General features: G+C 69.5%; 8 protein-coding genes and 1 pseudogene. 7 read left to right on the top strand and 2 right to left on the bottom strand.

All coding sequences use genetic code 11. The annotated features are described in order from the left end of the window. The first annotated feature begins 41 nt into the window (after nt 1–41). The 6 genes from RG19_RS12145 to clpB all read left to right on the top strand — a co-directional run bounded on the left by RG19_RS12145 (nt 42) and on the right by clpB (nt 8,766). The gene (locus RG19_RS12145) at nt 42–2,309 is read left to right on the top strand and encodes a TonB-dependent receptor (protein WP_058835493.1); all 2,268 of its coding nucleotides are present in this window, start codon (nt 42–44) and stop codon (nt 2,307–2,309) included. Nucleotides 2,310–2,478: 169 nt separating this feature from the next. Beyond that, nucleotides 2,479–4,122: a hypothetical protein gene (locus RG19_RS12140; RefSeq protein ID WP_058835492.1), complete on the top strand. Its 1,644-nt coding sequence runs from the start codon at nt 2,479–2,481 to the stop codon at nt 4,120–4,122. 179 nt (nt 4,123–4,301) lie between these two features. Beyond that, on the top strand, nt 4,302–4,961 hold the full coding sequence (locus tag RG19_RS12135) for a DUF4166 domain-containing protein (protein WP_082672642.1): 660 nt from the start codon (nt 4,302–4,304) through the stop codon (nt 4,959–4,961). Continuing rightward, nucleotides 4,958–5,494, top strand: coding sequence for a lactoylglutathione lyase (gloA, locus tag RG19_RS12130; RefSeq protein ID WP_058835491.1), 537 nt, complete (start codon nt 4,958–4,960; stop codon nt 5,492–5,494). Before RG19_RS12135 ends, gloA begins: the two co-directional genes overlap by 4 nt. A gap of 58 nt (nt 5,495–5,552) precedes the next feature. Further along, entirely contained in the window at nt 5,553–6,008 is a 456-nt protein-coding gene (locus RG19_RS12125) for a thiol-disulfide oxidoreductase DCC family protein (RefSeq protein ID WP_058835490.1), read from the top strand. Nucleotides 6,009–6,180: 172 nt separating this feature from the next. After that, nucleotides 6,181–8,766, top strand: a complete 2,586-nt coding sequence (clpB, locus tag RG19_RS12120) for an ATP-dependent chaperone ClpB (protein WP_058835489.1) — start codon at nt 6,181–6,183, stop codon at nt 8,764–8,766. A 184-nt stretch (nt 8,767–8,950) separates the two neighbouring features. On the opposite strand, the gene RG19_RS12115 is transcribed toward clpB, so the two are convergent. Further along, nucleotides 8,951–10,234 (bottom strand): MFS transporter, encoded by a 1,284-nt coding sequence (locus RG19_RS12115; RefSeq protein WP_157515371.1) that lies wholly within the window; start codon nt 10,232–10,234, stop codon nt 8,951–8,953. Nucleotides 10,235–10,403: 169 nt separating this feature from the next. Here RG19_RS12115 and RG19_RS12110 point away from each other — a divergent pair, with 169 nt between their 5' ends. Next, nucleotides 10,404–11,327 carry a TIGR01777 family oxidoreductase gene (locus tag RG19_RS12110; RefSeq protein WP_058835488.1) on the top strand — a complete coding sequence of 308 codons (924 nt, stop codon included), beginning with the start codon at nt 10,404–10,406 and terminating at the stop codon, nt 11,325–11,327. A 119-nt stretch (nt 11,328–11,446) separates the two neighbouring features. Here RG19_RS12110 and ybaL read toward each other — a convergent pair. Continuing rightward, nucleotides 11,447–13,114 (bottom strand): annotated as a pseudogene (gene ybaL, locus RG19_RS12105) (YbaL family putative K(+) efflux transporter); the annotation flags it as partial. Between the last annotated feature and the right edge of the window lie 110 nt (nt 13,115–13,224).

The raw sequence follows: 13,224 nt of genomic DNA, 5'->3' as shown, positions 1-13,224 counted from the left end.
CCTTCACCCTTCCCCAGCGCCCGCCCGCCAGGAGCCCCGCGATGCCCCGTTCCCCCCGCCCCATGCCGCGACTGCGGCCGCTCGCTCTCGCCCTCGTCCTGGCCCTGCCAGTCGTGGCGACCGCCCAGACGCCTGTCGGCGAGGAGGCGGGCAGGCCGTCGGCGACCACGCTCGATGCGGTCCAGGTCACCGCGCAGCGCCGGGTGGAGAACATCCAGGACGTGCCGATCTCCATCACCACCCTGGATGCCGAAACGCTCGGCGTGCTCGGCAGCGGCGGCGGCGACATCCGCGTCCTGTCCGGGCGGGTGCCGAGCCTCAACATCGAATCCTCCTACGGCCGCGCGTTCCCGCGTTTCTACATCCGTGGCCTGGGCAATACGGACTTCGATCTCAACGCCTCGCAGCCGGTGTCGCTGATCTACGACGACGTGGTGCTGGAGAACCCGTTGCTGAAGGGCTTCCCGGTGTTCGACATCGCCGCGGTGGAAGTGCTGCGCGGTCCGCAGGGCACGCTGTTCGGCCGCAACACCCCGGCCGGCGTGGTGAAGTTCGACTCGGTGCGGCCGAGCCAGGAATTCGACGGCTACGGCCGGGTGGCCTACGGCAGCCACGACATGTGGAACCTGGAGGGCGCGGTGGGCGGTGCCCTCAGCGAGCGCTGGTCGGCCCGCGCCTCGGTGCTGTACCAGCGCCGCGACGACTGGGTCCGCAATACCCAGGAAGACGCGCCCAACCGTGGTTTCGAAGGCTACGACGAGACCGCCGGCCGGGTGCAGTTCCTGTACGAGGGCGACGGCTTCGAAGGTCTGTTCAACCTACATCGTCGCGAACTCAACGGCACCGCGCGCCTGTTCCGCGCCAACATCATCGAGCCGGGGAGCAACCGCTTCGTGCCCGGCTTCGACCGCAACGTGGTGTCCAACGACGGAGTGAACTTCTCCGATCTCGAAACCTGGGGAGGCAGTGCGCGCCTGCGCTGGGATTTCGGCCAGTACAGCCTGTACTCGATCACCGGCTACGAAACGCTGGAATCGCTCAATCGCGGCGACATCGACGGTGGCTACGGCGCCGCGTTCCTGCCGGATTCCGGCCCGGGCTTCATTCCGTTTCCCGCCGAGTCGGCCGACGGCATTTCCGACCACGAGCAGCTGTCGCAGGAGATCCGCCTGGAGTCGAACCTCGCCGGACCGTTCAACTGGCAGGCCGGTGCGTTCTGGTTCCGCGAGGACCTGACCATCGACAGCCTCAACTACGACACGCTCGCGCCGGGCAATCCGCAGAGCGGGCACGCGGTGCAGGAGCAGCGCAACACCGCCTGGGCCGTGTTCGCTTCGGGCCAGTACGACGTCACCGAGCGGCTGACCCTGCGCGGTGGCCTGCGTTACACCCAGGATCGCAAGGACTTCAGCGCCAGCGTGCTGCAGGCGGTGCCGGGCGGTACCCCGGTCGGCGGTCCGTTCCTGGTCGATACCGATGTCGACGACATCAGCTGGGACGCCAGCGCGGTCTACGCCGTCAACGACGACACCAATCTCTATGCGCGCGTCGCCAAGGGGTTCCGCGCGCCGTCGATCCAGGGCCGGCTCGCCTTCGGTGGCGTCTCCACGGCCGATTCCGAGGAAGTGATCTCCTACGAGGTCGGCTTCAAGACCGACTTCTGGGATGGCCGCGCCCGCGCCGGTCTCAACCTGTTCCGCTACGACGTCGACGGACAGCAGCTGATCGCGGTCGGTGGCGCGACCAACCAGGCGATCCTGCTCAACGCCGACAAGACGCTGGGCCAGGGCATCGAGCTCGATCTGCAGGCCTGGCTGACGGACAACCTGCTGGTCACCTGGGGCAGCAGCTGGAACGACACCGAGATCCGCGACAGCGATCTGGGCGTGGCCGTGTGCGGCAGCGGCTGCACCGTCACTGATCCGGTCCTGATCGGCATCGGCCAGACGCAGGCCCTGATCGACGGCAATCCGCTTCCGCAGGCGCCGAAGCTGATCCACAACCTGACCGCGCGCTACGGCATCCCGGTCGGCACCGCCGGCGGCGAGGTCTATGTCTACACCGACTGGGCCTACCGCGGCGAGGTCAACTTCTTCCTGTACGAGTCCGAGGAATTCCGTGGACGTTCGCTGCTCGAAGGCGGCGTGCGTGTCGGCTATGCCTGGAACAACGGCGACTACGACCTGGCTGCGTTCGGGCGCAACATCACCGACACCACCCGGATCGTCGGCGGTATCGACTTCAACAACCTCACCGGCTTCATCAACGAGCCGCGCACGTGGGGCGTGGAGTTCACCGCTCGGTTCTGAACCCGGACGTGCCATGTCCGACGCCTGTCTCCCGCACGCGGGCGAAGTTGCCCCGACATGACCCGGCCTGTTCCTTCTCCCGCTCGCGGGAGAAGGTGCCCGAAGGGCGATGAGGGCCTGCGCCCAGCCCGGCGCGCTCCCCTGATCGCCGTCACCCCTTAGAGCGCCCATGTCCCGACCCGCCTCCACGCAGACCTCTCCTCGCCGCATGTCCCCGCGCTGGTTCGTCGCGGGCGATCTCAACGGCTTCTTCGGTCTGGTCGTCGACAACCTGTCGATCCTCGGCTTCATCGCCGCCGCGCTCATCGGGATCTTCGGCATGCCGGCCGATATCGTGTTCGGGCGCATGTTTCCCGGCACTGCGCTGGGCGTGCTGATCGGCAACCTGCTCTATACCTGGATGGGGCGACGGCTGGCGGCACGTACCGGACGTGACGACGTCACCGCGATGCCGCTCGGGCTGGACGCGCCGACCAGCATCGGCATGGCGCTGCTGGTGCTCGGTCCGGCGTACGCCGGACTGCGGCAGCAGGGGCTGGATCCCGAGGCCGCGGGCATCGCCACCTGGCAGCTCGGCATGGCTGCGTTGGTGGTCATGGGTGTGCTCAAGCTGGTGTTGTCGTTCGCCGGTGACTGGATCACCCGCGTCGTGCCGCGCGCGGCGCTGCTGGGCTCGATCGGCGGTGCCGCGCTGATGTTGCTCGGGTTCCTTCCGTTGATCGAGACGCTGCGCTTCCCGGTCGCCGGTCTCGCGACGCTCGGCTTGTTGCTGTACGTGCTGGCCGCACGGGGACGGGCGCCGTTCGGCATGCCGGGCGTGCCGTTCGCCCTGTTGGTCGGGCTGCTGCTCTACTACGCGTTCGGGCTCGCCGGCTGGGCGCCCGGGTTCGCAGTGCCGGACGCCGCCTGGCCCGCGCCCGCATTGCCGTGGCCGAGCCTCGGCTTCGTCGAGGGCATGCCGGCGACGCTGCCGTACCTGTCGCTGCTGCTGCCGTTCGGGCTGCTGATGGTGGTCGGCGGCATCAACGTCAGCGAGAGCGCGCGTGCGGCGGGCGACGATTACCGCACCCGCGACGTGCTGCTGGTCGAGGCGGTGTCCACGCTGGTGGCCGGTGTGTGCGGCGGTGTGGCGCAGACCACGCCCTACATCGGCCAGCCCGCCTACAAGCACATGGGAGCGCGCACCGGTTACACCCTCCTGACCGGGCTGTTCGTCGGCCTGGGCGGCATGCTCGGACTCGTGGCCGGCCTGGTGCAGTGGCTGCCGGTGGCGGTGCTGGCGCCGATCATCGTGTTCGTCGGCCTCGACATCGCCGTGCAGGCCTTCCAGAGCACCCGGCGCGAACACGCGATGGCGGTGGCGCTGGCGTTTCTGCCCGCCATTGCCTATCTGCTGGCGATCAAGCTCGGCAACCCGGCCTGGGTCGACCCGGAGCGGCTGGCCGCACTGTACGCGCAGATCGACGCCGGCCATGGCCTGCCGGAGATGGCCGCGCTGCTGGTGCTCGGCAACGGCTTCATCATCACCGCGATGCTGTGGGCCACCGCGCTGGTGGCGTTGGTCGACCGGCGCCACGGGCTGGCGGCGGGCACCCTGGCGATCGCGGCGGTGGCGACACTGTTCGGTGTCATCCATTCGGTCCATCCCACCGGCGCACTGGTCGTGCCGTGGACGCTCGAGGGGCTGCGTGGCGCGATCGCCCTCCAGTTCGCCGGCGCCTATGCGTTCCTGGCCCTGTGGGCGACCGGGTTGGCCTGGCGGTACCGCGCGACATCGGCGCCGGACCCGGGCGAGCGATCCGGCGCAGACTGACCGGCGGCGCTTTCCGGCGGCCCGCCCCGTGGAATCGGTGGGAGGGCCGCCGCCATCAGCACACGCACGCCGTTGCGCGCACGCCGCTACGCCAGGCGTGCAGCGATGGCGACCGTGCGCCGGCGCCGGACGCGCCTGCTTGGCGCTATCCTGCACGCCCGGCGCCCACGCATGTTCCGATGACACCGACCCTCTATCAGACCCTGCTCGGCGCGGCGTTCTTCCGGCTGCCGGATTCGCTGCGCGCGATGCACAGTGCCGGTGGCCACACGCGCTATGTGGGGCGGGTCAGCCTGACCCGCGGGCGTGGCCTGCTGTCGCGCCTGTGCGGCCGCGTGGCCGGTCTGCCGAAGGCGATGGACGACGCCCCGGCGACGGTCGAGATCGACTGCGGGCCGAACGGCGAGGTGTGGCGGCGCGACTTCGGCGGCAGGCCGATGCAGTCGCGGCTCTGGCATCACGATGGACAACTGCGCGAGCGGCTCGGCGGCGTGCAGCTTCATTTCCTCCTGCACACGCACGACGGGACCATCTACTGGAACGTCGTCGGTGCACGCCTGTTTGGCGTGTTGCCGATGCCCGTCGCGCTGTTCCGCCGGGTGCGTTGCGAGGAACGCGAGATCGAAGGGATCTACCGGTTTCAGGTCGAGGCGCGCATGCCGCTCGCCGGATCCGTGGTGCGGTACAGCGGCTGGTTGCGGCCGGAAGCGGACATCGCTCCCCTCGCGGCCGACATGGACGATCCCGATGCCGCGGCCTCTGCGCCGGGCGCGACGCCGACCCGGTCTTCGCGGCCGTCGTCGATAATGGGCGGCCCCTTTTTCCGGAGTGCCACATGACCGCTTCCACCCGCGACGCACTGGCGCAGGTGCCCGGTGTCGCCAGCGAGCGCGACGCCGCCACCCGCGATTTCGTCTTCAACCACACCATGCTGCGGGTCAAGGATGCGCGGGCTTCGCTGGACTTCTACACCCGCGTGCTCGGCTTCACCCTGGTGCGCAAGGTCGATTTCGCCGAGGCGAAGTTCAGCCTGTTCTTCCTGGTGTTGGTCGACGACGACAGCGACATCCCCGACGACGATGCCGGCCGCAAGCAATGGCTCGCCCGCCAGCGTGGGGTCCTCGAACTCACCCACAACCACGGCACCGAGGATCAGGACGGCCCGGTCTACCACGACGGCAACAGCGACCCGCGTGGCTTCGGCCACCTCTGCGTCAGCGTGCCCGATGTCGTGGTCGCGTGCGCACGCTTCGAAACGCTGGGAGTGGACTTCCAGAAGCGCCTGACCGACGGTCGGATGCGTTCACTCGCCTTCATCAAGGATCCCGACGGCTACTGGGTCGAGATCATCCAGCCCACGCCGCTGGACTGACGATGGTGTCCGCCGCTCGCGCTTGGCGTGCTCACGCCCGCGCGGCGGCGTTCCGCTGATGGCAGCCGATCCTCGCGCCGGCAACGAGCCTGCGTCGGGGGCGGACCTCGGCGCCGACCACGCCACGCTCGTCTTCGACGGTACTTGCGTGCTGTGCAACGGCTGGGTGGACGCGCTGATCGCCCGCGACCGCGACGCCCGTTACCGATTCGCCGCGATGCAGGCACCGGCGGGCCGCCGGCTGGCGCTGGCGCATGGGCTCGATCCGGAGGCGCCGGTGTCCTTGCTGCTGCTCGACCACGACGGCCCACACCTCGACAGCGAGGCGATCATCCGGGTGCTCACCGGGCTCGGGGGCGTCTGGCGTCTGGTCGCGCTGGCACGCGCGATGCCGCGCGGCTGGCGCGACCGCGTCTACCGGGCGTTCGCGCGCCGGCGCTACCGCTGGTTCGGGCGGCGACAGGCGTGTCGCCTGCCGGCGCCCGCCGAACGGCACCGGTTCCTGGTCGACTGAGGCGATGTCGTGCCGCCGCCCCGCACGGACGCGCTGCTGGCGACTGCGGATCATCATCACGGCGACCCGCGGCCGACCGTACATCGGCCGCGGGCTTGAAACCCCCGCCCGCAACCGCATGTGAAAGGTATGTGCCGGCCCGGCCGGCCCCGCCTTTTTCGAGGACTCTCCGATGCGGATGGACAAGCTCACCTCGCGCTTCCAGCAGGCGATCGCCGATGCGCAGTCGCTGGCGGTCGGGCGCGACCATAATCTGATCGAACCGGTCCACCTGCTGGTGGCGCTGCTCGACCAGGCCGGCGGCGGCACCCGGCCGCTGCTGACCCAGGCCGGCGTCAATGTGCCGGTACTGCGCGAGCGCCTGGGCGAGGCGCTGGAGCGCCTGCCCAAGGTGTCGGGGCAGGCCGGCAACGTGTCGGTCGGCAACGGTCTGTCGCGCCTGCTCAACGTCACCGACAAGCTCGCCCAGCAGAAGGGCGATGCCTACATCGCCTCCGAACTGTTCCTGCTGGCCGCCCTGGACGACGACGGCGACGCCGGCCGGGCGCTGAAGGCCGCCGGTGCGGACAAGCGTCGGCTGGAAACGGCCATCGAGGCCATGCGCGGTGGCGAGAAGGTCGCCGACGAGAACGCCGAAGAGGCGCGGCAGGCGCTGGAGAAGTACACCGTCGACCTGACCGCACGCGCCGAGAGCGGCAAGCTCGACCCGGTGATCGGCCGCGACGAGGAGATCCGCCGGACCATCCAGGTCCTGCAACGCCGGACCAAGAACAACCCGGTGCTGATCGGCGAGCCCGGCGTGGGCAAGACCGCGATCGTGGAGGGCCTCGCCCAGCGCATCGTCAACGGCGAGGTCCCGGAGGGGCTGCGCGACAAGCGCGTGCTGTCGCTGGACATGGGCGCGCTGATCGCCGGCGCCAAGTTCCGCGGCGAGTTCGAGGAGCGGCTGAAGGCGGTACTCAACGACCTGTCGAAGAACGAAGGCCAAATCATCCTGTTCATCGACGAACTGCACACCATGGTCGGTGCGGGCAAGGCCGAGGGCGCGATGGACGCCGGCAACATGCTGAAACCGGCCCTCGCACGCGGCGAACTGCACTGCATCGGCGCGACCACGCTCGACGAGTACCGCAAGTACGTGGAGAAGGACGCCGCGTTGGAGCGTCGCTTCCAGAAGGTGTTCGTGGGCGAGCCCAGCGTGGAGGACACCATCGCCATCCTGCGCGGGTTGAAGGAGAAGTACGCCGTGCATCACGGGGTGGAGATCACCGATCCCGCGGTGGTGGCCGCGGCGACGCTGTCGCACCGCTACATCGCGGATCGCCAGTTGCCCGACAAGGCCATCGATCTGATGGACGAGGCGGCCAGCCGCATCCGCATGGAGATCGACTCCAAACCCGAGGCGTTGGATCGTCGCGAGCGCCGCCTCATCCAGCTCAAGATCCAGCGCGAGGCGCTGAAGAAGGAAAAGGACGACGCGTCGAAGCAGCGCCTGGCCGACCTGGAGTCCGAAATCGCCACGCTCGAACGCGAGTACAACGATCTCGAAGAGGTCTGGAAGGCCGAGAAGGCGACCGTACAGGGCGCGACCCGGATCAAGGAGCAGATCGAGGCCGCCAAACTGCAGCTCGAGTCCGCGCAGCGCGCGCAGGACTACACGAAGATGAGCGAGATCCAGTACGGCACACTGCCGGCGCTGGAAAAGCAATTGGCCGCCGCGCAGGAAGCCGAGACGACCGGCTTCACCCTGCTGCAGGACAAGGTCACCGACGAGGAAATCGCCGAGGTGGTCGCGCGCTGGACCGGCATCCCGGTCAGCAAGATGCTCGAGGGCGAGCGCGAGAAACTGCTCAAGATGGAGGACGCGCTGCACGGGCGCGTGGTCGGCCAGGACGAGGCGATCAAGGTCGTGTCGGATGCCGTGCGCCGTTCGCGCGCCGGCCTGAGCGATCCGGCCCGGCCCAGCGGCTCGTTCCTGTTCCTGGGGCCCACGGGCGTGGGCAAGACCGAGCTCAGCAAGGCGCTGGCGGAGTTCCTGTTCGACTCGGCCGATGCGATGGTGCGCATCGACATGAGCGAATTCATGGAGAAGCATGCGGTGTCGCGGCTGGTCGGTGCGCCCCCGGGTTACGTCGGTTACGAGGAGGGCGGCTACCTCACCGAGGCGGTGCGCAGGCGCCCCTACAGCGTGATCCTGCTCGACGAGGTCGAGAAAGCGCACCCGGACGTGTTCAACATCCTGCTGCAGGTGCTCGACGACGGCCGCCTCACCGACGGCCAGGGCCGCACGGTGGACTTCCGCAACACCGTCATCGTCATGACGTCCAACCTGGGTTCGCAGATGATCCAGGAACTGGGCGGGGACGACTCGGCGGAGGCCTACACCCAGATGAAGGCCGCCGTGATGGGCGTTGTGCAGGCGCATTTCCGGCCGGAGTTCATCAATCGGCTCGACGACATCGTGGTGTTCCACCCGCTGCAGAAGGCGCAGATCCGCGAGATCGCCAGGATCCAGCTGCGCGGTCTGGAACAACGCCTGCTCGAGCGCGGCCTGCATCTGGACATCGCCGAACGGGCGTTCGACTTGCTGGGCAATGTCGGTTTCGACCCGGTCTACGGCGCACGGCCGCTCAAGCGCGCGATCCAGCAGCAACTGGAGAACCCGCTGGCGCAGAAGATCCTGTCCGGCGAATTCGTCGGTGGCGACACGATCCGGGTCGATGCCGACGGCGGTGCGCTGGTGTTCGGCAAGGGCTGAACGCAGCCGGCCCTGCCGGCCGCGAGCTACCGGACGCGCGGATCCAGTCCGCCTGGATCGGGTCGGAGGACGGTACGCGGAGCGGTCACCGGTTCGTGACGCTTTCGCGGTCGGCGATCGCGATGCGTCGTCGCCGTCACCCCGATCGCAGGCCAACCCTGCGGGCGAGACCGTCGCCCGCGGCTCACGGTCGGGATGACGGGGGCGACGGCTGATCCGTTGCGTCGCGGCCGGTGTCGGCGCCATCGTCCGGCGCGCGCGGGGCGCCCGCCGGCTCCGCGAGGAGATCGAGGGAGGCGTGACTGGTGCGCAGCATCGGCAGGAAGTTGCCCCCCGTGCCTCGCCGCCGGCGGAAGGCCCGGTAGCGATGGGCGGCGAACACCGCGATGCCGCCGAGCATCAATGCGAACCAGGCGAACAGCATGTTCGGTCCGAGGCCGGCCATCAGGGCGCCCGCCACCAGCGGACCCAGGGCCGAGCCCAGCCCGGTGAGCAGCAGCGCGCTGCTGCTGGCCGCGAGCAGGTCTTCCGGTGGCAGGTGGTCGACCAGATGCGCGACCACGATCGGGTAGATCGCGAACGCCATTCCGCCGAACACGAACGCGACCACCATCAGCGCGGCGCCGTGCCGGACCGCCAGCGGTACCAGCAGTGCGGCGACGGTGGCGGTCAGGCAGACCAAGGTGAGCACGAGGCGGCGGTCGAAACGGTCGGACAGATAGCCCACCGGCCACTGCAGGGCCGCGCCGCCGAGGATGGTCATGCTCATCACCGTGCCCACGGCGGCCGCGTCGAGCTGCGCGCGCACCAGATAGACCGGCATCAGGCCCCAGAACGCGCCCATCGCCAGGCCCGACAACAGGGCGCCCGCGCCGGCGGTGGGCGTGGTCTGGAACAGGCGGCGCAGGTGAAGACGCGGCGCCGGTGGGAACTGGGGCAGGGCCTGGCGGGTGAGCAGGACCGGCAGGCTGGCCGCGCTGATCAGCAGCGCCACCAGCACGAACGCGACGAACGCCTGGGCGTCGATCCGGAGCAACTGCTGGGACAGGGCCAGCGCGCCCAGATTCACCACCATGTACGTGGCGAACACCTTGCCGCGATGCCGCGGTTCGGCCTGGGCGTTGAGCCAGCTCTCGATGACCGTGTACATCCCGACCAGGGCCGCGCCCAGCAACAGGCGGGCCAGCAGCCACAGCGCTGCGGCATCGGCGAGCGTGTGCAACAGGGCGGTACAGGTGCAGCAGACGCTGTAGAACGCGAACGCGCGGATGTGGCCGATCCGGCGCACGAGCGTGGGCGCGATGAACGTGCCGATGAAGAAGCCGGCGAAGTAGGCGGAGCTCAAGCCGCCGATCAAGCCGTCGCCGAATCCGACCTCGCTCGCGCGTACCGGCACCAGCGTGTTCAGCAGCCCGGCGCCGAGCAGCAGCAGGGCCACGCCGAACAGCAGAGACAGGATCGGGCGCAGGAACGATGGCATGGTTCGAGCGTACCGAGAACGCATGCATGCGTCATGTCGGTCGCTGCCGGACGCTGCGTGCGCGGCAACTGACGCGCGCTTCATCCGGAGGCTGGTGGAATGCGCGCGAGCGGTGGCAGCGAATGGACGCGGCGACCGCCTGCGAGGCTGGTGAAACATGCATATCCTGATTTCCGGTGGCAGCGGCTTCCTCGGCCGCGCCTTGAGCCAGGCCCTGTTGCGAAGGGGCGAGCGCGTGACCTGGTTGTCCCGAGAGCCCGGCCGCGTGCGCGCGCCGGCAGGTGTCGAGGTGCGCAGCTACGATGCGATGGGGGCCGACGACGCGGCCGATGTCGTGGTGAATCTCGCCGGTGCCGGCATCGCCGACCGGCGCTGGGGCGACAAGCGCAAGCAGGTCCTGTTCGACAGTCGGCTCACCCCGACCCGGCGTCTGGTCGACTGGATCCGGAGCGCGCGGACCCGCCCGAGGCTGATGCTGAGCGGATCCGCCGTCGGCTGGTACGGCCGGCAGGCGCTCGACGCCGCGCCGCTCGACGAGCGCAGCGCCCCGCATGACGAATTCGTCCACGTGCTGTGTGCGCAGTGGGAGAACGCCGCGATGGACGCGGTTGCGCTCGGCGTGCCGGTGGTGCTTCTGCGCACGGGCGTCGTGCTCGATCCGGGCGCCGGCATGCTGCAGCGGCTGCTGCCGCCGTTCCGGCTCGGGCTCGGCGCACGACTGGGGGACGGCCGTCAGGCGCTGAGCTGGATCTCGCGCGAAGACTGGGTGGGCGCGGTGCTGTCGATCGTCGACCAGCACGCCGGTCGATCACTGACCGCGGTCGCAGGGCCGGTGAACCTGACCGCGCCCACGCCGGTGAGCAACATCGAATTCACGCAGGCCCTGGCGGACGCGCTGCACCGTCCGGGCCGCCTGCGGCTGCCGGCCCGGATGCTGCGTCTGGCATTCGGCGAAATGGCCACCTTGCTGCTCGATGGCCAGCGCGTGCTGCCCGGACGGCTGTCATCGTGCGGATATCGCTTCCGCCATCCCGAACTCGGCGCGTTGCTGCGTCCGGATTTCGTCAGGGCGGCCTCCTGATCGCGCCGTAGGGCGCGATCGATCCGCACGCGGCGTCACGCCGGTGTCGCGGTGCCCGGGCCGGGCGTCGGATCGGGGCCGTTCGCCGGTACGGGGGGCGTCGTCGGCGTGCTGTCGCCGCGCATCGCGCGGAACGGCGGGGTGGCCATGACCATCTCCGACAGCGAATAGGCCAGCTCGCGTTCGGCCAGCACCGCGGCGTCGGCGCCGCGTTCGAGCAGGTGCCGCACTTCGCCGTCGCTGTGCGCGCGTGCGAGGATGCTGAGCGCAGGATTGGCTTCGCGCATCCGTGCGATGGTCTCGCCGGCCTCGAGTGCGCGCGGGATCGCGAAGATCGCCAGCTTCGCGGTGTCCGGACGGGCCTCGAGCATCACCGCTTCGGCAGCCACGTTGCCGCGTACGGCGAGGAAGCCGGCATCGCGCGCCTGGGCGACCAGTTCGCCGTCCTCCTCCACGATCACCAACGGGACGCCGCGGTCGCGCAGCAGTTCGGCCAGCTGGCTGCCGACGCGACCGAAGCCGATCAGGATGGCGTGGTCGGCGATCTCGATCGGCGCGGCACGGGCCGCTTTCGGCGCCGCCGCGGCGGCGCGCGCGTCCTCGCGTGCCTGCCAGCGATCGAGCATGGCGAAGATCAGCGGATTGCACACGATCGACAGCAACGCACCGGCGAGGATCAGGTCCTGACCTTCCTCCGGCAGCACGCCCAGACCGATGCCGAGCCCGGCCAGAATGAAGGAGAACTCGCCGATCTGGGCCAGGCTTGCCGAGATCGTGAGCGCGGTCGAGTTCGGCTTGCCGAACAGGCGCACGATGCCCCAGGCCGCGGCCGACTTGCCGACCACGATGATCAGGAAGGTGGCGATTACCTCGGCCGGCCGCTGCAGCAGGATCGACGGGTCGAACAGCATGCCCACCGACACGAAGAACAGCACCGCGAACGCGTCGCGCAGCGGCAGCGAATCGTTGGCGGCCTTGTGACCGAACTCGCTTTCGTTGAGCAACATGCCGGCGAAGAATGCGCCCAATGCGAACGACACGCCGAACAGTTCCGACGCACCGAACGCCACGCCCATCGCCACCGCGAGCACGCACAGGGTGAACAGTTCGCGCGAGCCGGTGCCGGCCACCCGGCTGAGGATCCAGGGAATGACCCGGCGGCCCACGATCAGCATCACCGCGACGAACGCACCGACCTTGCCCAGTGTCACCAGCAGGGTGGTGCCCAGATTCGCGCCGTCGCCACTGGCCGCGGCGCCTTCCAGTGCCGCAGCCAGCGGCGGCAGCAGCACCAGTGCGAGCACCATGGCGAGATCTTCGACGATCAGCCAGCCGACCGCGATGCGACCGCGGTTGGTGTCGATCAGGCGTCGTTCTTCCAGCGCCCGCAACAACACCACCGTGCTCGCGACCGACAGCGACAGGCCGAAGACGAGGCCTGCGGCATTCGACCAGCCCAGCAGCCGCGCCAGTCCCCACCCCATGAGCGTGGCGACGGTGATCTGCACGATCGCGCCGGGCAACGCGATCGCCCGCACCGACATCAGGTCGCGCAGCGAGAAATGCAGGCCGACACCGAACATCAGCAGGATCACGCCGATCTCGGCGATCTGCGGGGCAAGCTCCTGGTCGGCGACGAAGCCCGGCGTGAACGGCCCGGCGATCACCCCTGCCAGCAGATACCCCACGATCGGCGACATCCGCAGCCGCTGGGCGGTCAAGCCCAGCACGAAGGCGAGCACGAAGCCCACGCAGAGGATGGCGATCAGCGAGATGTTGTGCGGCATGGAAGAAGCGGCAACCGTGGCAGGCGGGGTCGGGCATGCCTCGCGCGCCGGTGGCGCGCGAGCGGAAAACGCATGCGATGGCTCGAGTCTGCCACAGAAACGACGACGCC

Source organism: Luteimonas abyssi (assembly GCF_001482195.1).
GTDB classification, from domain to species: Bacteria; Pseudomonadota; Gammaproteobacteria; order Xanthomonadales; family Xanthomonadaceae; genus Luteimonas; species Luteimonas abyssi.
This window is presented reverse-complemented; position numbering and strand designations above follow the sequence as displayed.

Coding starts and splice junctions, on each gene's coding strand:
- RG19_RS12110 (WP_058835488.1), top strand. CDS start 10,404: ATGCATATCCTGATTTCCGGTGGCAGCGGCTTCCTCGGCCGCGCCTTG.
- RG19_RS12140 (WP_058835492.1), top strand. CDS start 2,479: ATGTCCCGACCCGCCTCCACGCAGACCTCTCCTCGCCGCATGTCCCCG.
- clpB (WP_058835489.1), top strand. CDS start 6,181: ATGCGGATGGACAAGCTCACCTCGCGCTTCCAGCAGGCGATCGCCGAT.
- gloA (WP_058835491.1), top strand. CDS start 4,958: ATGACCGCTTCCACCCGCGACGCACTGGCGCAGGTGCCCGGTGTCGCC.
- RG19_RS12125 (WP_058835490.1), top strand. CDS start 5,553: ATGGCAGCCGATCCTCGCGCCGGCAACGAGCCTGCGTCGGGGGCGGAC.
- RG19_RS12145 (WP_058835493.1), top strand. CDS start 42: ATGCCCCGTTCCCCCCGCCCCATGCCGCGACTGCGGCCGCTCGCTCTC.
- RG19_RS12135 (WP_082672642.1), top strand. CDS start 4,302: ATGACACCGACCCTCTATCAGACCCTGCTCGGCGCGGCGTTCTTCCGG.